Source organism: Larkinella harenae (assembly GCF_054780515.1).
The window spans coordinates 261131-285167 of sequence record NZ_BAAGWE010000004.1 but is presented as its reverse complement, the minus strand read 5'-3'; the positions used below and the strand labels follow the sequence as shown (position 1 = coordinate 285167).

The following is a 24037-nucleotide window of genomic DNA, read 5'->3' as shown; positions in this document are numbered from 1 at the left end:
GCTCATTTTCCGGTTTCCAGCGAAGCCGTTGCCACGGCAATTTTTGAGTCGGCGGTTCCGTAATACAGAAACCAGCGGTTTTTATAGGGCACCAACCCTTCAATGAAACAAACCTGATTGACCTGGCCCGTTGTTTCATACGGCTGATCCGGTTTCATGAAGTAGGTTTCCGAGCGGTCAACCAATTTCGTTGGGTCATTGGCGTCAAACAGCAACTGACCGGCGGCATAGGCTCCGTCCGGCAAATCGCGGTCACCGTCTTTGGCCTGGTTCATGCCATTGTAGAGCAGCACAATACCGTTGTCGGTCAACAGTGCGGGCGGGCCCGGTTCCAGCAAGCGGGAATCGTGCTTGTTCTTGCGTCGTTCGGCCACTGCGTACAACTTCCCGTTGGCAGTTTCGACGGGCGTCCAGTGAATCAGGTCCGGCGACGATGCGCAATACAGTTGCGGCTGATCGCCCCAGTACATCCAGTATTTGCCGTTGATCTGCTGCGCCACCAGCCGGTTGCCAATGCGCTTACACACAATGGACCCCGATTTCGACCATTCCTTGCGGTATTTCAGATCGTCGAACGCCAGACCCTGTTTTTTCCAGTTGATCAGGTTTCGGGATGTTGCCACGCAAAGCCGGGCTTTGTCGCCGTCGTACGCCGTGTAAGTCATCACATACACCCGATTCGGGCTTTCCACGATGCGTGGATCTTCGCAGCCGCCTTCCCATTCAAACTCCTTCATGGGATCATTATCGGGGTAAAAAACGGGTTTGGGTCGCCGTTTAAAGTGCAAACCGTCCGTGCTCGTAGCTAGGCCCAGCCGCGAGGTTCCGGCGTGTTTGCCCACGGTATCTTCGGCCCGGTAGATTAGGTAAATTTTTCCTTTCCGAACCACCACAGCCGGATTGAACACATCTTTTTCCTCCCAGCGAACGGTTTCGTTCCGGACCGGACATTGAAACGTCGTGGTGTTGGTAGCCTCCAGCACCGGATTAGCCGCATCCTGCTTCACAAAAGCCCCAATCATCCAGGGTTTGTAAGGCGATTGCGCAAAGGATGCCTGCCAGAAAACAAGTTGAAAAAGAACAAAAAGGGACCGGTACACCATGATGTTGGGGGTTGCAGACCTAAACCATTTGCGGATTTTGGTCTGGCAGAAAGATAGAGTAAGGATTGCTATTATACGTTTCAACTCCTTAAATCGCCAATTGAGTCGGCAAATTCTTGAAGAAAAATCCAAATCAACTCAATTTTGCCGTACAATAAACACAACTACGAATGAAACGATTTGTCTTATTTTTCACCGTGCTAACGGCTTTTCTCACCGGCCTGACCAGTTGTAACCGGGAAGATGTCGGCCCTCTTCAGGAAGATCAGCAGACGTATTCGCTAACCGGTTTCGATCAGCTCGAAATGGGCAGCGGCTTTGATGTTAACGTGCAGGCTGGCACCACCTTCAGCGTTATGGCCAAAGGTGATAAACGAAATCTGGCTGATTTAAAAGTGGAAGTTCGGAACGGAACCTTAACGGCGGAATACCGCAGCCACCGCAACCGAAAATTCACGACGGAATTCATCATCACCATGCCCACGCTCCGGAAAGTGGACTTTTCGGGCGGAGTACATTCCACCGTCAACGGATTCAGCAACCTCACCAGCCTGACAGCCAACCTATCCGGCGGATCGCACGGCACTTGGGAAGTCAGCGCAGCCGAAAGCGCCGTTGATCTGTCCGGCGGCTCAAAATTAACCCTGAAGGGAACCGCCACCAAACTGCAGGCGTATGTATCCGGCGCGTCAAAATTCGAAGCGTTTAACTACGCCGTCGACGACGTTACGGTGATTGCTTCGGGGGCCAGCAAGGCGGAAGTGAGCGTGGCCAAATCGCTGACGGCCGAAGCCAGCGGGGCCAGCGGCATTCGCTACAAAGGGAACCCAACGTTTATCAAGGAAAACTCATCCGGCGCCAGCAAAATTGAACGGGATTAATCCTGAAAGCGGTAGCCGCGCTAGTTAGTGACCATCTCTATTGAATTTCTCCGTCCGCTTTCGGGCAAAACCCTGGCAAAACCGTCTTTGGTTGTATAGACCCGGTTTTGTCAGGGTTTTTCGCCCGAAAAATGGCATTAACGGTCCGATTTCCGTACCTTTGCCCCTTCAATTCAACCAGGAAAGCAATCGAATGATTTCAGTACAAAACGTCTCACTCCGTTACGGAAAGCGGGTGTTGTTCGACGACGTCAATATAAAATTTGCACCCGGCAACTGCTATGGCGTCATTGGGGCCAACGGGGCCGGTAAGTCAACCTTCCTCAAAATTCTTTCGGGCGAAATTGAACCCCAGACGGGTTCGGTGACCATCACTCCGGGCGAGCGGCTTTCGGTGCTGAAACAAAATCAGTTTGCCTACGACGAACACCCGGTGCTGCAAACCGTTGTCATGGGCAACCAGCGGCTGTACGAAATTACCCAGGAAAAAGACACGCTGTACGCCAAAACCGACTTTTCAGACGCCGACGGCGAACGAGCCGCCGAGCTGGAGGCCGAGTTTGCCGAAATGAACGGCTGGGATGCTGAATCCGACGCGGCCACGTTGTTGAGCGGCCTGGGCATCAAGGAAGACCTGCACTACAGCCTGATGGCCGACCTGAACGGTTCGGAGAAGGTCCGGGTGCTGCTGGCGCAGGCGTTGTTTGGAAATCCGGATATCCTGCTCCTCGACGAGCCGACCAACAACCTTGATGTAGAATCCAGCATCTGGCTGGAAAACTTTCTGGCCAATTTCCAGAACACCGTGATCGTGGTTTCGCACGACCGGCACTTTTTGGATCAGGTCTGTACCAACATTGTCGATATCGATTTTTCGAAAGTTAAACTGTTTACCGGAAACTACACCTTCTGGTACGAATCGAGCCAGCTGGCGCTGAAACAACGGCAGGATCAGAACAAACGGACGGAAGATAAACGGAAAGAACTCGAAGAATTCATCCGGCGTTTCTCGGCCAACGCATCCAAGTCGAAACAGGCGACCAGCCGGGCTAAACTGCTGGAAAAACTGACGATTGACGATATCGCACCTTCGTCCCGGAAATATCCGTACATCAATTTTAAATCAGAGCGCGAACCTGGCGACCAGATTTTGAACGTCGAAGGGCTTAGCTACACGGGCGAAGAAGGCGCTAAACTGTTCAACGACCTGTCGTTTTCCATGCGAAAGGGCGATAAGATCTTTGTTTTCAGCCGCGACGGGCTGGCCGTTACGGCCCTGTTTGATATTCTGGCGGGTGAACGCAAAGCCGATAAAGGGGAGTTCAAATGGGGCGTCACCATCACGCCCTCGTATTTTCCGAATGACACCGGCCGCGATAAATTCTTCCAGAACGACCTGAACCTGGTCGACTGGCTACGGCAGTTTTCTGCGGAAAAAGACGAAAGCTTTATTCGGGGTTTTCTGGGTCGGATGCTGTTCTCGGGGGAGGAATCGCTGAAGAAATCCACGGTATTGTCCGGGGGGGAAAAAGTCCGGTGTATGCTGTCGAAAGTAATGCTTTCGGGGGCCAACCTGCTCCTGCTCGACGAACCCACCAACCACCTCGATCTGGAATCGATTACGGCGCTCAACAATGGTTTGATTGACTTCAAAGGCCCGGTTTTGTTTACCTCGCACGATCACCAGTTTGCACAAACGATTGCCAATCGCATCATTGAAATTGCCCCGAACGGTTTCCTCGACAAGCTGATGACGTACGACGAATACCTGACGGACGAAAAAGTAAAAACGCAGCGCGAAGCGTTGTACCGGTAGGGCGTTAAGCAATTTACGGTTTACGGTTTATAGTTTTCGGTATACAGTTTGTCCTTTTACCGATCTTCTACTATAAACTGTAAACCGTAAACGTTACTCGACCCGTCTTTTTTCCGCGTCGGCCGCATTGTCACTGTGCCGGCGTTTTCGGGCGAACGTTTCTTTGCCAAATTGATACGTAAACGCCAGGCCAATCCGGCGCGTATCGCTAAACCCGGCGTGAAATGCGTCGGCCTGTTTCAGACTAACGGTTCGATCGTTTTGCCGCCAGGAGTGAAAAATATCCTCCGCAATCAGCCGAACGCTTCCTTTGTTTTTCAATACTTTCTTCTGGACCGCAAAGCCAACGCGGTAACGCGGCTCGGTGATGGTTTGTCCCGCCAGATCTTTCGTGGTAAAAAAACCGGTCACCTCTCCATTCCATCCTTTCTGAAATTGAAATTGATTCATGAGGTTCAACCGGGCGTGAAAAATGCCGGGGTTCAGGCTTTCGGAATAGGCCGTTCCCTGAACCGCCATCCGAGACCCCATCAGATTCGCATTCAGGCGCCACCATTTTGTGGGATTGAGCGACAAATTCGTTGCCAGTGATAGAATATGTCCTTTTGCCACATTGCGAGGGCTGGTAATAAACCGATCCCCGACGGCCTCGGTGAGTGGAAAAATCACGTCGGAAAACCGATTGTATTGCAGCGCAATACCCAGCTGCGTTTTATGCTGGTATTTGAGTTCATATTGGTAGTGGTATTGCGGATTCAAATCCGGATTGCCCACCGTGTAGGAGTAATTGTCGCGGAAGAACACGAATGGATTCAACAGCTGGTAATTGGCTCGGTGGATGCGCCGGGCCAGACTGACCGTCAGCGTATTATTTCCCACCGTATCCAGTTTGTAGCGAACAAAAGCCGTTGGAAACAGGCGCGTATAGTTTTTGGCAAATGAGCTGGCCTGCCCTTCCGCATTGCCCAGCTGCCGCCCGTTGGCCAGTGTATTTTCCAGCCGTAACCCCGCCTGAATCCCCAGCCGTTTCCATTCTTTACGGGAGTTCACATAGGCGGCATTGATGGTTTCGCGGTAGATGAAATGGTTGGAATAACGGTAATCAGGAATGTTAACGTAATCAATCACGGTGTAATACTTTGAATCATTATCCGTATTGACCAGGCTGGATTTCACCCCGGTTTCCAGCGTAACTTTATTTTTCAGCGGATGCACGTAGTCGGCACTGGCGGTATAAATCGTGATGTCTGACGGCAGGTCATACAAAAAATCACTGCGGCTACCGGGCGTGCCGTCCGGCAGATACGTAAAATTATGGAGCTGCTGAATGCCGTGGGACTGATAGCGGGCGTAGGTTAAGTCAGCCGTTAATTCCCGTCCCCGTTGATCATCAAACCGGTGTTGAAAATTAATGTTGGCGCTCCCGTTTCGCCAGGCGAAATCGCCATCGGTATATCCCCTTCCCAGTGAATCCAGCATTGCATTGGCGTTGAAATTTCGGCTTTCATAATCCCGTCTTTCGTGCCGGGGTCGGTTTTGCAAACTAATCACAAAACCGTACGTTGTTTTGGGAGAAACCGCGTAATCCATCCCCATTCTTCCCATCAGCCCGTGGCTGCGGCCCCGGAAATTGTTTTGTAACTGGATAGACGACGTGATGTCCTCATTTTCGTTGTAAAAAATCCGGTCAACGAAATTATTGGCGTAGTCTGCGTCTTTGTTATACCCCAAGCTACCGAATACGTTCAGCTTTTTCCGGTTAAAGTTGACATTGATTACTTCGTTACTACGAACCGTTCTTCCCTGGCTATAGTTTGCACTCAGGTCACCCGTAAAACCCTGCAACCGATTGCGTTTCAGGCGGATGTTGATGATGGCAGTTCCGGCGGCATCGTATTTGGCGGGCGGGTTGGTCATCAGTTCCAGTTTATCCAGCGAACCACCGGGCAACGATTTCAGGTAAGCCGCCAGATCCGGTCCCGACAAATACGTTTGCCGCCCGTCGATCAGCACCAACACCCCACTTTTCCCGTTCAGGCTAATTGTGCCGTCGGCTTCCACCGTAACGCCGGGCGTTTTTTCCAGTACTTCCAGCGTATTACTGCCAACGCTGCTGATCATGGCATCCACGTTCACGACGGTTTTATCGATTTCCTGCTCCAAAAGCGGCCGTTTGGCCACCACCGTCACTTCCTGAAGCGTCGTTTTTGAAGGACTTAACACAATGATGGGCAGTACAATGACGGTATGATGGTCATCAATCGTCAGCGGGCCGCTGCGGTGCTCGTTGCTGCCAACGCTCGATACCCGCAGGTAATAGACGTTGTCGGTCAACCCTTTCAGCTCAAATTTCCCGACGTTGGTGGTCGACTCACCCCGAACCAGCGTGGAGTCGGAGGCCCGGTACAAACTAACCGTCGCGCCTGGCAACGGCTCGTTTTGTAAATCCGTGACGGTTCCCTGAATGGATTTGGTTGTATCTTGCGCCCAAAGAGGCAAACAATAAAGAGTGAGATAAAATAGCAATACACTACCTTTCATGGCTGTTGCGGTTGCCGGAGCGGCTTAGTTCGTTCGCAACAAAGGTTGGCCTGGGTGCCGGGGTATCCAAGTTATCAGGCCGAACCGGTGACAAGCGCTGACAAAAAGCGGTTTCGGCGGGGCGAATGCGTTCGTGCCGGTTTTACGCTTGTCTGTCCTGTTTTAGACCCCATCCGTCCAGCTCCTTTCACCAACTGGGAAAGGTTGCTCAACTTTGTACAAAAAAAAATTGCATGAAAAAAGTGCAGCCCAAAAGCGATTTCTCTTCCCTGAGACGGTATACAATACCGGCCATTTTTATTGCCCTCGCCGTCTTCTTCATCTCCAACTATTACGCTGAAACCATTAACCCCAAAGACAGCGAACAGGCCGCTTTTGCCGCAACCCTCCTGGTCTTTGTTGGCTTGTACCTGGGACGCTATCTATCGCAGCTCTGGATTTCGAAACCGATCCCGAACACTATTTTTGCGGTGTTGTCGTTCCTGGTTATCGGGAGTATCATCTGGCTTTTTGTGCACGCCGAATTTCCGCTGGCCAACCGGATCGCCCTCAACCTGATGCTGTTTTACCTGCCGCTGTTTGTCCTCAGCGTTGCCCTCGGTATGCTTGTCAAGCTGGGCCGAATTGCCGTTCAGAACCAGATCCGGAACGCCAACGCACGAGCCGAACAAAGCGAGGTAGAACTGCATTTGTTACAATCGCAGCTCAGTCCGCATTTTTTGTTCAATACTCTCAACAATCTGTACGGCTTGTCGATCACGCAGTCGGACAAAATACCGCCGTTGTTGTTAAAACTTTCGGATTTGCTGCGCTATTCGGTGTATGATGCGAAAGAGTTGTTTGTTCCGCTGCCGGACGAACTGGCGTACATCCGGAATTACATCGACTTTGAAAAAATCCGGATTGGCGACCGACTTACCCTGAGCACGTCCATCGAGGATTTTAGCCAGACGAATCTCACCATTGCTCCCATGCTGTTGATCGTATTCATCGAAAATGCGTTCAAACATTCCAAAAACACCACCGATCCGCAAATCTCCATCGCTATTTCGATAAAAAGCTGGGGCAACTCCCTGCTGTTTTCGGTCTGGAATTCGCACGGCGGTACTGTGAGCGACGAGCAGCATCTCGAAAAAAACCGGGGCCTAGGGCTGTCGAATGTTCGGAAACGGCTCGAATTGCTCTACCCCAATGCCTATGAGCTGTCGGTGGAAAACGGGGCAAATTTTTACAACGTCATGCTTCAACTCAAGATAAAATGACCCGGATCAACTGCCTGATTGTGGACGACGAACCCATCGCCCGGGAAATCATCCAAACCTATTGCGGCCATTTTCCAAACCTGAATGTGGTGGCTTCCTGCGGTAATGCCCTGGAGGCCAAAGCGGTTTTTCAGGAGCACTCCATCGACATTCTGTTTCTGGACATTAACATGCCGGTGTTGAACGGCATCTCTTTTTTAAAAACCCTCCGGCACAAACCACAGGTGATTTTCACCACGGCCTACAAGGAGTATGCGCTCGATGCTTTTGATTTATCGGCCTGCGATTACCTGCTAAAACCGTTCTCGCTGGAACGGTTTATGGTGGCCGTCGACAAAGCCCTGGAACGCATTCAGGTAGCCTCACTCCCGGTTTCTGAACCCACCGAACCGGGCGACGAGCCTTATACGTTTGTCAAATCCGACGGCAAAATTTACAAAATTGCGCACCACGATCTGTTGTATGCCGAAGCCAGCGGGAATTACACCAAAGTGATAACAACCCAGCAAACCGTCAGCACCAGCCTGACGTTTTCTTCCTTTGAAAACATGCTGCCTGCGGCCCTGTTTCTGCGAGTGCATCGCTCGTTTCTGGTCAACAAATCCAAAATAACGCACATCGAAGGCAACCGCGTTTACATCGGAAAATTTGAGATACCGATTGGCAGTAATTACCGGGACGGTTTTTTAAAAACGCTCGGGTTGTAATCGTTCCGGTTTTTGATCGAACCAATGCATAGCCTCCTCGATAGCCTGGCTCACCGGCGATCTCGGCATGTGCAGGTCCCGGCGCGCTTTTTCGCCCGAATAATAGTTGTCCTGCGTCAATAAGGTTGCATTGATCCGGTTCATGGGCAAACCGCGTCGAAACAACCGCTCCGCGGTCGACCCCATTCTACCGGCTAGTTGAATCCAAGAAGCAGGAATGGGAACTACGGTTTTCGGCTTACCTGACAACTGCACAAGCAGGGTAAAGAATTGGTCGTACGTCAGGTTTTCGTTCGCCAGCAGATAGCATTCGCCCGTTTTGCCCAGTTGCAGCGCATTGACCGTCGCCCGGGCCGCGTCCCGCACATCAATGAAGCTTTTGCCACCCGCTCCGGGGTGAAGGATCAGCCGGTTTTGTCGGGCATACTGGACGACGGCGCCCGAGCTCGGCTTGAAATCATACGGTCCCAGCATGAAAGTCGGATTGACAACCACGGCATCCAGTCCCTGCCGAACAGCTTCCAGAACCCGCAGCTGCGCCTGGTACTTGCTCGCGATGTAGCCCGACGCCATGAGCTTGAACGCGTACGGGCTTTCTTCCGTTGCCGGCGTGGCCAGACTACCCGGGCGAAAAACCGCTGCCGTACTGACGTAAACCAGCCGCGTATCCGTTTTCCGGCGAACCGCTTCGATGAGGTATTCGGTACCCGTAACGTTGGTTTCGTAATAGGCTGAAAGCTGCGTTGGGTACGGATCGGTCCGCGCGGCCGCGTGGATCACCGCCTGGCAATCCTGCACCAGACTCTCCAAATTGCTCTGGCTGATCAGCGTTCCTTTCACCCAATCGACATTTTTGAACCAGGGCAGTTCGTCCATGCGCTTCGGTAGCGAGCGATACAGGGCTTTCACCGCGTGTCCCTGCCGAATCAGTTCACCTGCTACGTGGATGCCCAGCAAGCCGGTTGCGCCGGTCAACAATACGTTCATACCGCCAGACTTAGTTCTTTGCGCAACATGGATACCATAAACGGTTTTCGCCAGGACCAGGGTATGCAGCGCATCATCCAGTAGCCAAATTTGTTGGTCCAGCCCGGAATAATCACCGACTGCCCCTGCTCCACCTGCTGCAGGGCCGTTTGCGCAATCAGCTCCAGCGGAACCGTTGCCAGCCGCCCCAGCCGACCGTGTTTTTGCAACCGGGCCTGATTCTCCGGCGAATGCGGCATCGGACCCGGATGAACGACACTGACCCGCACGCCCAGCGCACTCAGCTCCGCCCGGAGCCCGAGGGAAAACGAATAGATAAACGCTTTGGAAGCCGGATAAACCGTTTTGTACGGAATCGGCGAAAAAGCAGCCATACTCGACACGTTCAGGATGTACGATTGCTGAAATTTCAGCAGAAAGGGCAGCACCAGCCGCGTCAGCAACGCCGTTCCGATGATGTTTAGTTGCAAAATACGCTCAATCCGTTCCGTATCGGCCTGATCAAATGCCTGCGAGCCGCCAATTCCGGCGTTATTGATCAGATAAAAGATCTCGAACCGCGACGATTGAAGCCAGGCAACAAGCTCTTCCAGGTTGGGTCGCTGGCACAGATCGGTTTCGTAACAGGCCACACTGACGTTACAATTCAGCCGGATTTGCTGCGCCAGGGCGGGTAGGTTTTCGTTCGGGAGAGCTACCAGAATCAAATTATGTCCTTGCCGGGCCAGTTCGAGGGCAAATGCTTTGCCCAAACCAGCACTGGCGCCGGTAATCAGCACGTATTTTTTCATGACAGAAGGTTTTGGTGGATGACGAGCACTGCATCAAACCAGTGGATGCAACCTCAATGGGATTTTAACCAGATTGCGGGCCGAATCAGGGAGGGCCGAACAAAATGCCCCAGGCAGCCCGAAAGGAACGAACCCGGCGCAGATCCTGCCAGATGTCGGCCCAGACGTGGAAATTCAGGTAAACCGGATTGAACGACGCAACGGGCTTGGTCAACCCATAAATGGGTTTTTCATCTTCTTCCTGGAAGGTTCCAAACAGACGATCCCAGATGATCAGCGAGGACCCAAAGTTTTTGTCGATGTACCGGTCGTTGCTCCCGTGATGCACCCGGTGGTGCGAAGGCGTGACGAAAAAGAATTCAAACCAGCGCGGTAGTTTTCCGATCATCTCGGTGTGAATCCAAAATTGATACAACAGGTTGATCTGGTAACACGTCAACAACACCACCGGATTGATGCCCGACACCCAGGCCGGAATGAAGAAAACCAGCTTTAAATGCTGCGTCCATGAATTCCGGAATGCCGTCGAAAAATTAAGGTGTTCGGACGAATGGTGCGTTACGTGCGTAGCCCACCAGACGCGCTGTTTGTGCGCAATAAAATGCGCGAAATAGTTGCAAAAATCGACGAGAAAATAAGCCAATAGCCACGCCCACCAGCCGGTTTCGATTCGCCAGGGGATCAGTTTGTAAAAGAACAGGGCCATTCCGAATACACTCGTTTTCAGAATGCCGTTTATAATCAGACTACCGAGTCCGATGCCCACCGACGACCAGAAATCACGGCTTTCGTAGCGGTGTTCTTCATCGTGCCGATTCAACCAGAATTCCAGCAGGACGGAGCCTAAAATAACCGGAGCGGCATAGGTAGTCAGGGGAAGTAATTCCCGTTCCAATTGTAGCAAGTCCATTAGTGCGTTGTTTACTGTTCGCCCTAATGACAGCTCTTAACGAAATTACCCCTATGATTGATGACTAAAAATTTAATCGCCAAACCTGGCAGGTCTGACCTGCCAGGTTTGGCGATTCATTTAACCGACCTTATATATCAGCGATACCAGACTCCAGTTCTGCCGGATGCTGCTCCTGACCCGGCGTGGGCTCACCGGTTTCGACGACCTGCTTAAATTGGCGCAGATCTTTTTCAATCAGTTGCGCAAACGCCGGATTGAAAAGGCTCATCAGGGCGCTTCCCAAGTGACCAACGGGCGGACGGTACCGAATCGTGGCGTGAATGACGGTGCCGAAACCGTCCGGCGAATCTGAAAACCGCACCTCTCCCACGTTATGGATCCGGGCTCCTTCGACTGACTTCCAGACCAACCGTTCGTTGGGTGTTTCGTGAATAATCTGCGCATCCCATTCCACCGATGCGATGGCTTCGGCCACGGTTCCCTCACCGATTTGAGCCACCCAGTGCGAATGCGTTGAATCCAGCTGCCGTACTTCCTTCAGGTGCGACATGAACCGGGGCAGATTTTCCAGGTGCCGCCAGAACCGGTACACCTCCTCGCGGGGTTTGTAAACGGTCTGGCTGGTCGAAATTTCAATGGGTTCAACGGGACCGGCTTCGTTTCCGGCGGTATTTCGTCCAACGGCTTCGCTAACCGGGCAATGGCCCGACATGCCCCGGTAGGCCAGATAACCACCCACAGCCGCCAGCAAAATACCACCAATGGAGGCTTTTTTTAATCCATAAGTAAGCAACAATCCCCCGCCAACCGTCGACCACACGCGTTCTTCTTCACCGACATTGATAAGGCTTGATCCGCTCGTTTCGGGTTCAAGCTGTCCGATTCCAGAATTTTCCAGAACCGTTGTTTTATTGCCTGCCATACGTTTTGTTTTTAACTGTTGTTTGTAGGCTAACTCAATTCGCTGACAGATGTTTGGAAATCCCGCCGGTAGCCCCAAAATAGAAGCAATAAACTTACTCTTATCCGGTTTTGATTATTACGAATAAATGAGTAACTAGGATTTATTAATGGTGATTACTCGTTAATCCAGGTCCTTTTAGTTAAGTCAATCTAACGTTCTGAACATGGGAAAAGGAGATGTTAAAACCAAGCGCGGCAAAATCTGGCGCGGTTCTTATGGCGTAAAACGCCCCAAATTAACGAATCAACAAGGAAAAACCGATAATGCCAGCAAAGCATAATCCGTGATCTTCCTCCGGAAAAGCCTCGCCCCTGGCGGGGCTTTTTTGTTTTTACTCCGTTTGGCTCCCGGCAGCCATGTGGTACAGCTTTTGCAGTAATTATGGCAAAACGAATTATATGCATGGCCAAACACAAATCTTCCAAAACCCGTTCGGGTACCGTAGCGTCTTCATCGCCGGTTGCTACTCCGGTTCCTACAGCGCCCGTACGAAGCAAGTCCGCTTCCATGAGCAAAGCAGATATTCGGGCAGGACTGTGGTTGCCGCTGCTGCTGCTAACGGTTTTTATTGCATACGCGTTTGGATTTGGCAACGGGTTTGTTGACTGGGACGATTCGGAGTATGTGTTCGCCAATCCGTATGTGCTGGACCCAACCGCCGGACACGTACAAACGCTGCTACAGTCCGTGGTAGCGCTCAATTATCACCCGCTCACAATGCTATCGCTCGCGGCCAACTCCGCCTTATTCGGGCCCGGAGCCAGTTCTTTTATTGTGACAAACACGGTTATTCACCTGTTTAATACCGGGCTGGTGTTCTGGCTGGCTTATCAGTTAAGCCACCAAAATCGCTGGGTGGGCCTGTTTGTTGCCGCATTGTGGGGCCTGCATCCGATGCACGTGGAATCGGTCATCTGGGTTTCGGAGCGGAAAGATGTCCTTTACACGTTTTTTTTCCTGTCTGCCTGCCTAACGTATCTTCAATACCGAAAAACACAGTCGGCGAGCTGGCTTTTTCTCACGTTTGGCCTGTTTGTTCTGTCTTGTCTAGCCAAGGCGATGGCGGTTGTTCTGCCTCTCGTTTTACTGTTGATTGATTATTGGCAAGCCGGAGATCAGGGGCTTAAAAAAGTGCTAAAACCGTCTGTACTGTTCACCCTGCTTCCCTTTGTGCTGGTGGCGATTTTCATCGGATTGATTGCGACTAACGTACAGAGTGGAGGGGATTTTCACGGCTGGTTTGTCCGAATTGCGGAAAAGAAAGATGCCGTTGGTCAGGAGCCGTTTGCTGCCCGCTGGCTGGTGTACGGCAGCTACGGTTTCCTGATGTATTTGGTTAAACTAATCGCTCCTTTCCGGCTGTCGGCCTTTTATCCGTACCCCGAAAACGTCCGAAACATCGAACCGCAGCATTGGCTGGGTCCGCTAGCTTTCATCCTGGTAGTGAGTCTGGGGTTGTGGTATCTGCTGACCGCCAAAACCGAACGGCAGCGGCTGGTAGCGTTCGGGATCGGCTTTTTTCTAATCACCATCATTCTTGTTCTGCAATTTATGACGGTGGGCGCTGCCATCATGGCCGACCGGTACAGCTACCTTTCTTACTTTGGCCTGTTGTTTCTGGTCGTCTACGGCCTGTATCTACTCATCGGTCATTCGCCGGAACGGTTTCGGTGGGCCACGGTGGGGTTGGGCTGCTTCAGCTTGCTGTTTTTTTACCTGACCACCCAACAGGTCAAAGTCTGGAAAAATACCGAAACGCTCTGGATCAACGCGCTGAAATTTTATCCCGATAACGACCAGATGCGGGAAGGACTGGGCGATTATTACGGAAAAAACAACCGAATCGACGAAGCCCTGCAACAGTTTCAGGCCGCTGTTGCCAACGGGAGCAGCCGGTACCATTGTTACGAAGGGCTAGGCAACGCCTACGGTCTAAAAAATGAATTAACAAAGGCACTGGAGATGTATGATCAAGCCATTCGGATGGATTCCACCAAAAGCGATGTTTACTACAACCGGGGCTTAACGTACAACAAAATAAACCGCTTTGAAGATGCTTTGCGGGATTTTAACAAAGCCCTAGCGCTGGTGCCCGGCAAAGATACGCTGGTCCTTACCGCCCGCGGCTTTACGTACTTACAGTTGAAACGCTATGAAGAATCACTGTCTGATTATAACCGCTTCCTCCGCTATAAACCCAACGATCCGACGGCATTGCACAACCGGGGAGTTGATCGGTTTTACCTGGGCGACCGGGCGGGAGCATTGGCTGACATTCGTCGGTCGGTTGCCTTAAAACCGGATTATGAAGAAGCCAAAAGCAACCTGCGACAACTTGAGCAGGCCGGCATATAACACAAAAAGCAAGTTCAGGAAGGCAACATAGGACGATTTATTTTTGATATATTTACCCACGTCAACTTCGCTCTTTTTTCACCAGAAATCCGAACATTCATGGGTAAGTTTCATGATTCAATCAAACCTCCTCATCGGGCATTCATTGAAAAGCAGCCTATTTTTTTCGTCAGTACCGCTCCTTTAAGCGCCGAGGGGCACGTCAATCTATCGCCCAAAGGGCTGGATTGCTTCCGGGTGTTTTCCGAAAGCCAGGTGGGCTACATGGATTTGATCAGCAGTGGCAACGAAACATCGGCCCACACCCTGGAGAATGGGCGCATTACCTTCATGTTCTGTTCGTTCACGGGCGCTCCGCTGATTCTGCGGCTGTATGGTAAGGGGCGTGCGGTTTTACCCGGCACGGACGAGTGGGAAACATTTGCCCCGCATTTCACGATTTACCCGAGTACACGGCAACTTATAATTGCCGACATTACACTCGTGCAAACATCCTGCGGTTTTGGTGTGCCGTTGTTCGACTACAAGGGCGAACGGGCTATTCATTTCGAATGGGCGGACAAAAAGGGGGAAGATGGTTTGCAGGAATACATGCAGGAAAAAAACCTTGTCAGCCTCGATGGTTTGCCCACCGACCTGGGCCTGCTGAACGAACCGTCTACGCCCTGAGTTACTTCAACAACAGCACGATGCCGCGTTTTTGGGACCGCTGCCCATCGGTTTTTTCAATATCCAGCCGGTACGTATACGCACCCGGCGGCAGAGATTGACCGTGCCTTTTACCGTCCCAGCCGTCCCGAGCTTCGTTTGTTTGAAACACGACTTCTCCCCAGCGGTTATAAACCGTTAGCTGCAAGAGACCGACCTGCAAGCCCTGAGGTTGAAAGCGATCGTTTATGCCATCGGCGTTGGGACTAAAAGCATCGGGCATAAAAACCGTCGAATCGGCCGCTGGTTCCGGCTCGGGGCTGGGCGGCAAATAACACACTTCGGGGGAAGGCGGAGCTTGTAAACAGGTATCGGCTAACGTAAACCGAAAGCAGATCGGAGCCGATAGATCCGCATTGATCTGGGTTCTCAAGACAAACTCGGCGTGTGACGTTGTGCGCTCAAAATCGCCCCCTTCCACGCGCTGCTCCAGCCAAAAACGATTGCCACTCGGGTTGGCAATAACCAGTTCCAGCGCGTCCGTACTCACCGGGCGCATCTGGTCAATGTGCGGCATTTCGACTTTTGTATTGGGCCGGAAAACGGTGCGCGTTGTTCCCCCGCAATGGCCAAAAAAATGAGTTCCCTGAACCGTAATGTTCCGTTGGCTATCATCAGCATACGTATGCACGCCCACCGGAGCTGGTCCGCTAATCTGTTCGTGCGTTCCGTCACCCCAATTAACCGTATACCAATCATACTGGTAATCAGCGGCTTTCGGAATAGAAACCATCACACGGGTCAGGCAACCCGTAACCACCAACTCGGGCGGGATCGTATCATACACCTGGACCAACTCACAAGCCCGCAGCTGTCGTCCATCTTGTTCAGAGTATTGCAGAATCCTGTATAGGCCCGCCTTTTTATATTCAAAAGACGACTTGGTGGTTATTTCAGCAGCATTGACAGCGCCCCCCTTATAATCATATACGTAGCGAATGTTTTTTGCCCCGCTCGTTCCGCTGGACGTTTTGATCGTTAACGGAACACAACCGTACCCCGGTGTTATTTGAAGGTCTCCAGAAATCTCACCCGGGGCGGGACACTCATCCGCTTGAGCTTGACAAATCGACGAACCCAGCCCCAAAAAAAGAACGCAAAGTGTAACCCAAAAAGGTGCGGTCCACTTTGCGTCGTTCATTGATTTTTTCGGTTAAGTTACGTCAACTTTACAGACTGGCCGGATTTGGCGGCTCGGTAAATGGCTTCTACAATACGGATATCCCGCATACCTTCTTCGCCCGGCGCAATCAACGGTTTGTTGTTCATGATCGCGTCGGCATCGTCGTCCATCTGCATGGCCTGCTGCCGGGGCACATCGTATTTGTGCTGGATTTTCACCCCACCGGTTGCTTCGCCCGTTTGCCCGTTATACGCCGAATAAGGTTCCATTTTCAGAAAGCCTTTTTCGCCCGTCACGTGCAGGAAGTTCATATTCATGCCAAAGCTGGTTTGCACCGCAGCCCGTGCCCCACTCGGAAACACCAACTGGGCCATGGTGGTCTCATCCAACCCATTTTTGTAAATTTCGGGTCGGGTAGTAAACTGCTGGGCTGTCACCGAAATCGGTTCTTCGCCCGTGGCCAGCCGCGCACCCTGCAAAACGTAGACGCCCATGTCGTACATGACACCCCCGCCCATTTCTTTTTTCTGCTTCCAGTGGGTGGTCCGGTTGTCGTTATAACCCGCCGAACAACTCACCATTTTGATCTTCCCGATTTTTCCGTCTCGCAACAATTTAATGTACTCCTGCGTGTTGGGTTCGTGCTGAAGCCGATACCCCACTGCCAGCAACCGTTTGTTCTGTTTGCAGGCCGTGATCATATCCTGACACTCCTTCTCGGTCATGGCCATCGGTTTTTCCACCCAGACGTGTTTGCCCGCCTTGGCCGCCCGAATCACGTACTCGCGATGCATTGACGGCGGCAGGATGATGTACACCACATCGATATCCGGGTTGTTCGCGATCTGATCGAAGTTGCTGTAGTTATAGACATTCTTTTCGGGAATGTTGTACTTTTTCACCCACGTTTCCGCTTTTGATGGGGTACCGGTAACAATGCCCGCCAGGTAGCAGTTTTTGGTCAGTTGCAAAGCCGGAGCAATCAGGTCAGTGCTATAATAACCCAGACCTACCAGCGCCACGCCCAGCCGATCTTTTTTAGGCGACCGCGCAATGGTCAACGGCGAAAAAGCCAGGGAAGAAGCAATCAATCCGGTTTGCTGGAGAAAAAGTCGTCGGGAGGTCATAGGTGGAGTAAGGAGTTGTGAATTAAGAGTTAGGAGTTAAAAACAAATGAGACCGTCAAATACCAGATCGTTAACGCTTGATTTTTAACCCCTTACTCTTAACTGAATTAATCTTCGTAGCTCAAATTGTACTGCTTCAGCACATCGGCAGGAACACCTTCCCATTGGTTAGGCGTATTGCCTACGTAACCGAGGTCTTTGATACCCATCTGACTGGTAAAGAAGCCCGTAGACACAAATCCGCGCATCATGTTGAAGAACGAAACACCCTGCGACAGGCCCGGTTTGGCTTTGGCCGGATAGGCGATTTCGTCGATGATTTCAATTTGCTGCGCTTTGGTACAATCCGCGAATTTCTTTTCGAACCGCTTCACGCACTGGTTGTCGAGCCAACGGATACCTCCGCGCATGGGCGTCTGCCACTGGGGCTGGTCTTTCATCATGAACTCGATGAAAGCGGGCACACCGGCCTGCGAAGCGCTGCCGGATTTGGCATCCGCCGGGATGATAATGTCCCCTAAAACCGTTACAGTTTTGAGTTCGTGGGGCGTAAAGAATTTGTCGGCGTTCAGTTTGGCATCGCGTTCTGCTTCGAACTTCTGCCGACCGCCGGGAATTTTGACGGGTTTAACGTCAGGTGGTGCGATTGACTCGGCAGCGGCAATCTGCGGATTCATCCCCGCAAATCCCAAACTGCTCAAGGTAATGGCTTTGAGAGAATCTCTACGTTTCATGTTTTTATGGTTTAAGGTTTTTGGTTTAAGGTTTAAAGCGGACAACAAATACACTCGCTGTCAGACGCTTATAAACCTTAAACTATAAACCATAAATTAAATATTCTTTTGTTTAACTTGGTCGATGATGTAATCGGAAGTCCGCCAGGAGTTCGCCAGGATCGTCCACGTCACGTTTTTGTCACCTTGCGACGGGAAAGCGGCTGCATCAACAACGAACAGGTTTTTGACGTCGTGAGCCTGCGAGTATTTGTTCAATACCGAGTTTTTCGGGTCATTTCCCATCCGGGCCGTACCGATTTCGTGGATAATTTTTCCGGGTGCTTCCAAACCGTAGTTGTTTTCCGGTCCCGGTTTTTTACCAAGCGGAATCCCACCCATGGCGTGGATAATTTCCTCGAACGTATCCTGCATGTGTTTGGCCTGCTTGATCTCGTAATCGGACCATTTGTAGTTGAACCGCAACGTCGGAATACCGTACTTATCCACCGTATTCGGGTCAATTTCGCAGTAATTGCTTTCCAATGGAACAGGTTCTCCGCGACCGGCCATCCCGATGTTGGCACCGTAAAACCGCCGGAAATCATCTTTCAGGCCCGCACCGTAACCGCCCGCTTCTTTCGGTTTACCATCCCGGCCTGGTACCATTGCATTACGACCTTCCATGCCGAAACCAAAACCGTACATCGGCATACCCATACCACCGCCGTATTCGATGTGGTAGCCGCGCGGGAAATCTAATTTTTTATTATCCAGCCACCAGGGCGAGTAGATGTGTGCACCGCCCACACCGTCTTCGTTGTAGCGTTTGCGATCCATCAGCGCCGGGATAAAGGCCCCGCGTGATGCACCCGTCGAGTCGTTCAGGTATTTACCCACCACTCCGCTTGAATTGGCCAGACCGTTCTGGAAACGGGATGATTTTGAGTTCAACAACAACCGGGCCGTTTCGCAGGTACTAGCCGCCAGAACGACCACTTTTCCCATAACCGACTGTTCGGTCAACGTGAGCGTATCGACGTACGAAACGCCATTGGCCAGACCGGTTTTGGCGTCGGTCAGGACCTCACGGGCCATCGCATTGTTGATCAGCGTCACTTTCCCGGTTTTTACAGCCGGAATACACAATACGGATGACGAAGAGAAGTCGGCATACGCCTGACACGCCCGGCCACATTGTGAGCAGTAGAAACAGCCCCCGCGGTCGTGGATGGGTTTGGTCAGAATTGAAAGCCGCGACGGAATGACCGGCACTCCAACGCTCTTGGCTCCTTTTTTAATCATCAACTCGTGCAGACGGGGCTTGGGGGGAGGCAAAAACCGCCCATCGGGCGCATCGCGCAACCCTTCTTTGGACCCGAATACTCCAATCAGATCGTCAACTTTGTCGTAATACGGTGCGTAGTCTTCGTAGCTAAGCGGCCAGTCTTCTCCGATTCCTGTCAGGCTTTTCCGTTTGAAGTCATCAGGACCCATCCGCAGTGAAATCCGTCCCCAGTGGTTGGTGCGTCCGCCGAGCATCCGGGAGCGGAACCAGTGAAATTCGGTGCCTTTCGCGGCCGAATAAGGTTCTCCTTCAATTTCCCAGCCTCCCCAGGCAGCATCAAAATCACCAAACGCACGGGTTGTTCCGGCCCCGCGCCGGGGCGATTCATAAACCCATTTCAGCTGGTTAATGTATTTTGGGTCGGCAGGGTCGAAATAACCTCCGGCTTCAAGCAAGGCAACGGTAGCCCCGGCTTTGGAAAGTTGATAAGCCGCCATACCACCCCCTGCTCCTGAGCCAACAATGACAACGTCGTAAAGCTTCGCTGCCTTTTTTATTTGTGGAACATCCATTGAATTTTGGTTTAGTGAGTAGGTCACTGATTAAAAAAGTAGAATTTAACTGTTAAAATTAATACGGATTGCACTAAAAGATTCAACCTTTTGCAAAAAATGCCTCAAGAATTGAAACATGAACTTTTTGACTTTTCGCTCGAACAGCTCAATCAATAGTAAATGAATCAGCCGTTTTTATCCTCAGAATCAGGCGCAAGCGGCTTACCAGTCACCAGGCCCTGTCAGTCCACTTTTAGCTTGGAATCGTCAAATTTATGATAACGGCTAAAGTTACGAATCATCTCCGCTGAATACAAATCCAGGGAGCCGATGCATACGGCGTCTCCAGGGGCCTTTTAAAATCCGTTTTCCGGCCTGGGCTTCGAAATCCGTCGTCGCTCGCAGGTGGTCGGCCAGGTTCGGTGGTGATCCCTCCGCCCTGCTTTCCGGAAAATATCCGAGTAGTTTATCCCTTTCATTCCGTTTTTAATCCAAAATACGGCTAAAACAAAGCAAGAAGTGCTTACATTCGGCCATTCATCACGTCAGTAATTTTATGAAAAACCGGTTTTCCATCCTTAGTGCTCTCCTTATTACTGCTTTTGCTTTGATTAGTACCATAAGCATCCGCTCCCGAAATACTGAAAATTTTCGGGGTGCTGCTAAAGGAATTGTAACGGGTGCCGATCAGCCGGATCAATACGTGCCGTATTTAAAGGGCAAACGGGTAGCCATGCTGGCAAACCCGACATCGATCATCGGCAAGAAACACCTGGTCGATAGCCTGAAGACCCTTGGCGTCAATATTGTAAAAATATTCGGCCCGGAACACGGTTTTCGGGGCAAAGCCAGCGCCGGGATCTCTGTAGCCGATGAAGTGGATAGCGCCACCGGCATACCGATTGTTTCGCTCTATGGCAAGAAAAACAAACCTTCCCGGGATGATCTCGCCAATGTCGACATTCTGTTGTACGACCTTCAGGATGTGGGTTGCCGTTTTTACACCAACATCAACGCCCTCGTCCGGGTCATGGAAGCCTGTCAGGAAAATGGCAAGGAATTGATGATCCTCGACCGACCCAACCCCAACGGTTACCTCATCGACGGCCCGGTACTGGATATGCAGTATAAATCAGGGATCGGCATGTTTCCGATTCCGATGGCTCACGGTTTGACGGTGGCGGAATTTGCCCAGATGGCGAACGGAGAAGGGTGGCTTACCAACAAAGTGAAGTGTAAACTCAAGATTGTGAAAGTAGCCAACTACGAGCACGATATGCCGTACACGTTGCCGGTGCCCCCCTCACCCAATCTGAATACCCAGCAGAGCATTTTGCTGTACCCCTCCACCTGCATGTTTGAGGGCGTTTACCTGAACCACGGGCGTGGCACTCAATTTCCGTTTACGGTGATCGGAAGTCCGGAGCTCAAGGGAATCTACTCCTTCTCCTATACCCCGACGAGCATCAAGGGAATGGCGGAAACACCCCTGTTTATGGATCAGGTTTGCTACGGCCTGGATTTGCGGACCTACGATGTCAGCCAACTGCGCAAGAGCGGTCAGATTAATATCCAATGGCTGATGGAGCTCTACAAGGCCCACCCCCACAAAGAGAAATTCTTTGATTCAAAACTGAGCAAAGAAATGGGCACCATCGAAAGGCTGATCGGCAATGGGCTGTTCCGGAAACAAATTATGGAAGGCCGTTCGGAAAAAGAAATTCGCGCCAGCTGGGAGCCGGGGTTGACCGCCTACAAGAAAATGCGTAAGAAGTATTTGCTGTACCGTTGAAATCGACGGCAACCCTGTTACGCTCATTGCCCGTCACAATGACGGGCCCACCAGATGCCAGCACACGGTTCTGATTTTACTTTTTGCTTTTCCGGACACCCAACATGTGAATCTTCTGAGGTTTATTCCTTTTTATATTTAAAGACTAAATAATTCACAATGGCAGGATGATAAGTGCCGTCATTCACCCGAAAAGCCCCGTTTGCCCCCAATCGCTGGCAATCTTTCTGAAGTTGCCGCTTGACGTGTTTGTCGGTGTTGACCGTGGCCCTTTCTATGTTGGCAATCGTGACCACCCCCAACTTCTCGATGTCTTGAGGAATGTCCCTTTCCAGCAAAAAAACCGTTACGGAGGATGAATCGGCTTCCACCCCGCTCACCTGCGACAGGGGTTTAAATTTGGAAACAACGCAGGACGATAGACCGACACCGAACACCAGGACAGGAATCACGCTGATTTTGACAAACTGTTTCATAGGTATTAAAAGACTACTCATTTTTAACCTAGAACGTGTTAAGTAGCAAAATATGCTATAGCTCCAGCGTACTTGTAAAAAGGGATTGCGAAGAACCCGGTTGCCCCAATGCCGTTATTGAGGGGTTTCATCCGGCGCAAAAACCGTCGAAGGATTTTCAGAAAGCAATGCTATTTTTTTCTGTAGAAGTTGCCGTTCAGCCCCTGATGACGTGCGGTGTATCGCCTGCCTATACCGTTCACGGGCCTGGTCAGTTTGCCGAAGCTGCGCGTAAAAATCGCCCAGAATGGCGTAATAATAGTGGTTGTGCGCTAACCCGGTCAGTTGTAAAACCGTTTGCAAGGCTACCGCAGGCCCTTCCACCTCGGCTAGCGCCACCGCCCGATTCAGCGCGACAACGGGGCCGGGCTTTCGTTCCAGCAACAGGTCATAATACCGTAGAATAGCCTTCCAGTCCGTTTTTTCATAGCTCGGTGCGCTGCAATGCTGTAGGGCAATAACCGCTTCCAGGTGATAGTCGGTCAGTTCGTCGCCCGCGGCCGAGCGAGCCAGCTGGCGTTTTCCCTGCTCAATGAGTGGCTGGCTCCAGCGCGTGCGATCCTGGTCTTTCAGCACAACAATGGCCCCATCTAAGTCGGTGCGAGCGTCGAAGCGGGCTACCTGAAAACACATCAACGCCAGCAGGGCATGGGCAGCCGGAGCCGCCGTCTGAGCGTTTTGCGTCAGCAGCAAACACAACCGCATCGCTTCCTCGCATAAATCCTGCCGGATGAGCGTGTCGGGATGGGAGGAATTGTAGCCTTCGTTAAACAACAGATAAAGGCTCTTCAAAACCGCCTGCAACCGAACGGGCAGCTGAGCACCCGATGGCACTTCCAGCCGGATTTCTTTCGAACGGATTTTTTCCTTGGCCCGGTAGATGCGTTTGGTAATCGTTTCTTCACCTGTCAGAAACGCGTTGGCAATTTCCCGAATGCTCAATCCGCACAAAATTTTCAGGCAAAGGGCCACCTGCGACTCAAACGGCAACGCGGAATGGCAGCAGGTAAAAAGCATTCGTAACTGGCTGTCGTTGATTTCATCTTCCGCAAAAAACCGTTCCAGCTGATCTTCGGATGGCTGTTCCCGCCCCAACGCTGCCGTCAGATTCCGGTGTACCTTTTCCCGGCGAACTACATCCAGAGCTTGGTTGTGAGCCACCCGGTATAACCAGGCCGACGGTTTGTCGGGAATTCCCCGAAACGACCAGCTCCGGAGCGCCTGAATCATCGTGTCCTGCACAATATCTTCGGCCACCTCAAGCTGCTCAAACCCCAGCATTTTGGTCAATACCGTCACCATCCGGCCCGCTTCATGCCGAAAAAGATGCGCGACAAGTTGATGCGTATTCGACGACTCCACGTAACAAAAAAGATAAGACAGCGTGAAGATACCAATCGTTCACGCTGTTGTTGGGTAAATCAATCAGAACTGTTGGACCTGGCGCACTTCCACCTTGCCGCCCGTATCAAAATGCGGACATCCCTGGGCCAGAGTCAGGGCTTCTTCAAAACTTTCGGCGTTCAGCAGCAGGTAGCCGCCCACAATTTCTTTCCCTTCCGTAAACGGTCCGTCCGTAACCGTTTGCCCCTTATTAGATAACACTTTTCCGGCGGGCAACAGAGCGTCCGTCCCCAGCATTTTTCCCTGAGCCTCGATGCCGCCAATCCAGGTGTTCCATTTTTCAATAACAGCCTGAAATTCGTCGGGTGACATTTCCTGAAAAGCCTCTTCGTCGGTCTGCGGTCCGTGAAAGATCAGCATGAATTTTTCCATGGTACGTACATTGAAAGTGAATTAGTGATTGATCAGCCCTACGACGAACGAAGAAAGAAAAACTGGACAGGAACTTCAAAAAAAGTTGAGGAATAGAATTGGACGAGAAGCCGCCGGGAAC

At 51.5% G+C, this 24037-nt stretch carries 21 protein-coding genes; 8 read left to right on the top strand and 13 right to left on the bottom strand.

All coding sequences use genetic code 11. The annotated features are described in order from the left end of the window. Window positions 1-2 precede the first annotated feature (2 nt). Window positions 3-1103 (bottom strand): glycoside hydrolase family 130 protein, encoded by a 1101-nt coding sequence (locus ACYVH9_RS21225; protein ID WP_460638405.1) that lies wholly within the window; start codon window positions 1101-1103, stop codon window positions 3-5. 170 nt (window positions 1104-1273) lie between these two features. On the opposite strand from ACYVH9_RS21225, the gene ACYVH9_RS21220 reads away from it, so the two are divergent. Together ACYVH9_RS21220 and ACYVH9_RS21215 are read left to right on the top strand one after the other, a co-directional pair. Continuing rightward, the gene (locus ACYVH9_RS21220; protein ID WP_460638404.1) at window positions 1274-1984 is read left to right on the top strand and encodes a head GIN domain-containing protein; all 711 of its coding nucleotides are present in this window, start codon (window positions 1274-1276) and stop codon (window positions 1982-1984) included. Between the two features lie 193 nt (window positions 1985-2177). Continuing rightward, window positions 2178-3800 (top strand): ABC-F family ATP-binding cassette domain-containing protein, encoded by a 1623-nt coding sequence (locus ACYVH9_RS21215; RefSeq protein WP_460638403.1) that lies wholly within the window; start codon window positions 2178-2180, stop codon window positions 3798-3800. 93 nt (window positions 3801-3893) lie between these two features. Here ACYVH9_RS21215 and ACYVH9_RS21210 read toward each other — a convergent pair whose 3' ends face one another. Next, window positions 3894-6341, bottom strand: a complete 2448-nt coding sequence (locus tag ACYVH9_RS21210) for a TonB-dependent receptor (RefSeq protein WP_460638402.1) — start codon at window positions 6339-6341, stop codon at window positions 3894-3896. 233 nt (window positions 6342-6574) lie between these two features. On the opposite strand from ACYVH9_RS21210, the gene ACYVH9_RS21205 reads away from it, so the two are divergent. Both ACYVH9_RS21205 and ACYVH9_RS21200 read left to right on the top strand, forming a co-directional pair. Continuing rightward, window positions 6575-7603, top strand: coding sequence for a sensor histidine kinase (locus ACYVH9_RS21205; RefSeq protein ID WP_460638401.1), 1029 nt, complete (start codon window positions 6575-6577; stop codon window positions 7601-7603). Further along, complete coding sequence (locus ACYVH9_RS21200; RefSeq protein WP_460638400.1) at window positions 7600-8310, top strand: LytR/AlgR family response regulator transcription factor; 711 nt, start codon at window positions 7600-7602, stop codon at window positions 8308-8310. Before ACYVH9_RS21205 ends, ACYVH9_RS21200 begins: the two co-directional genes overlap by 4 nt. Here the strand turns inward: ACYVH9_RS21200 and ACYVH9_RS21195 are convergent. The 4 genes from ACYVH9_RS21195 to ACYVH9_RS21180 all read right to left on the bottom strand — a co-directional run bounded on the left by ACYVH9_RS21195 (window position 8290) and on the right by ACYVH9_RS21180 (window position 11923). Further along, window positions 8290-9297 carry an NAD-dependent epimerase/dehydratase family protein gene (locus tag ACYVH9_RS21195; protein WP_460638399.1) on the bottom strand — a complete coding sequence of 336 codons (1008 nt, stop codon included), beginning with the start codon at window positions 9295-9297 and terminating at the stop codon, window positions 8290-8292. The two genes, ACYVH9_RS21200 and ACYVH9_RS21195, sit on opposite strands and share 21 nt — an antisense overlap. Next, the gene (locus ACYVH9_RS21190; RefSeq protein WP_460638398.1) at window positions 9294-10088 is read right to left on the bottom strand and encodes an SDR family NAD(P)-dependent oxidoreductase; all 795 of its coding nucleotides are present in this window, start codon (window positions 10086-10088) and stop codon (window positions 9294-9296) included. The genes ACYVH9_RS21195 and ACYVH9_RS21190 overlap by 4 nt, the downstream gene beginning before the upstream one ends. Before the next feature lie 85 nt (window positions 10089-10173). Beyond that, window positions 10174-10998, bottom strand: a complete 825-nt coding sequence (locus tag ACYVH9_RS21185; RefSeq protein WP_460638397.1) for a sterol desaturase family protein — start codon at window positions 10996-10998, stop codon at window positions 10174-10176. Between the two features lie 130 nt (window positions 10999-11128). Continuing rightward, on the bottom strand, window positions 11129-11923 hold the full coding sequence (locus tag ACYVH9_RS21180; RefSeq protein ID WP_460638396.1) for an SRPBCC family protein: 795 nt from the start codon (window positions 11921-11923) through the stop codon (window positions 11129-11131). 205 nt (window positions 11924-12128) lie between these two features. On the opposite strand from ACYVH9_RS21180, the gene ACYVH9_RS21175 reads away from it, so the two are divergent. From ACYVH9_RS21175 to ACYVH9_RS21165, 3 genes are all read left to right on the top strand, one after another. Beyond that, complete coding sequence (locus ACYVH9_RS21175; RefSeq protein ID WP_460638395.1) at window positions 12129-12245, top strand: 30S ribosomal protein THX; 117 nt, start codon at window positions 12129-12131, stop codon at window positions 12243-12245. A 122-nt stretch (window positions 12246-12367) separates the two neighbouring features. Further along, the gene (locus tag ACYVH9_RS21170) at window positions 12368-14320 is read left to right on the top strand and encodes a tetratricopeptide repeat protein (RefSeq protein ID WP_460638394.1); all 1953 of its coding nucleotides are present in this window, start codon (window positions 12368-12370) and stop codon (window positions 14318-14320) included. Between the two features lie 99 nt (window positions 14321-14419). Continuing rightward, a complete protein-coding gene (locus ACYVH9_RS21165; protein ID WP_460638393.1) occupies window positions 14420-14989 on the top strand; it encodes a pyridoxamine 5'-phosphate oxidase family protein in 570 nt (189 codons plus the stop codon). Between the two features lies 1 nt (window position 14990). Here the strand turns inward: ACYVH9_RS21165 and ACYVH9_RS21160 are convergent, their stop codons facing one another. The 4 genes from ACYVH9_RS21160 to ACYVH9_RS21145 all read right to left on the bottom strand — a co-directional run bounded on the left by ACYVH9_RS21160 (window position 14991) and on the right by ACYVH9_RS21145 (window position 19851). Continuing rightward, window positions 14991-16169 carry a gliding motility-associated C-terminal domain-containing protein gene (locus ACYVH9_RS21160; RefSeq protein ID WP_460638392.1) on the bottom strand — a complete coding sequence of 393 codons (1179 nt, stop codon included), beginning with the start codon at window positions 16167-16169 and terminating at the stop codon, window positions 14991-14993. Window positions 16170-16186: 17 nt separating this feature from the next. Continuing rightward, complete coding sequence (locus ACYVH9_RS21155) at window positions 16187-17278, bottom strand: Gfo/Idh/MocA family protein (RefSeq protein ID WP_460638391.1); 1092 nt, start codon at window positions 17276-17278, stop codon at window positions 16187-16189. A 107-nt stretch (window positions 17279-17385) separates the two neighbouring features. After that, on the bottom strand, window positions 17386-18012 hold the full coding sequence (locus ACYVH9_RS21150; RefSeq protein WP_460638390.1) for a gluconate 2-dehydrogenase subunit 3 family protein: 627 nt from the start codon (window positions 18010-18012) through the stop codon (window positions 17386-17388). 96 nt (window positions 18013-18108) lie between these two features. After that, window positions 18109-19851: a GMC oxidoreductase gene (locus ACYVH9_RS21145; RefSeq protein ID WP_460638389.1), complete on the bottom strand. Its 1743-nt coding sequence runs from the start codon at window positions 19849-19851 to the stop codon at window positions 18109-18111. Between the two features lie 589 nt (window positions 19852-20440). Between ACYVH9_RS21145 and ACYVH9_RS21140 the strand changes: the two genes are divergently transcribed. Beyond that, on the top strand, window positions 20441-21625 hold the full coding sequence (locus ACYVH9_RS21140; protein WP_460638388.1) for an exo-beta-N-acetylmuramidase NamZ family protein: 1185 nt from the start codon (window positions 20441-20443) through the stop codon (window positions 21623-21625). 122 nt (window positions 21626-21747) lie between these two features. Here ACYVH9_RS21140 and ACYVH9_RS21135 read toward each other — a convergent pair whose 3' ends face one another. The 3 genes from ACYVH9_RS21135 to ACYVH9_RS21125 form a co-directional block, all read right to left on the bottom strand. After that, complete coding sequence (locus ACYVH9_RS21135; RefSeq protein ID WP_460638387.1) at window positions 21748-22101, bottom strand: hypothetical protein; 354 nt, start codon at window positions 22099-22101, stop codon at window positions 21748-21750. 114 nt (window positions 22102-22215) lie between these two features. After that, window positions 22216-23502, bottom strand: coding sequence for an RNA polymerase sigma factor (locus ACYVH9_RS21130; protein ID WP_460638386.1), 1287 nt, complete (start codon window positions 23500-23502; stop codon window positions 22216-22218). Window positions 23503-23565: 63 nt separating this feature from the next. Beyond that, the gene (locus ACYVH9_RS21125; protein WP_460638385.1) at window positions 23566-23916 is read right to left on the bottom strand and encodes a YciI family protein; all 351 of its coding nucleotides are present in this window, start codon (window positions 23914-23916) and stop codon (window positions 23566-23568) included. Window positions 23917-24037 lie beyond the last annotated feature (121 nt).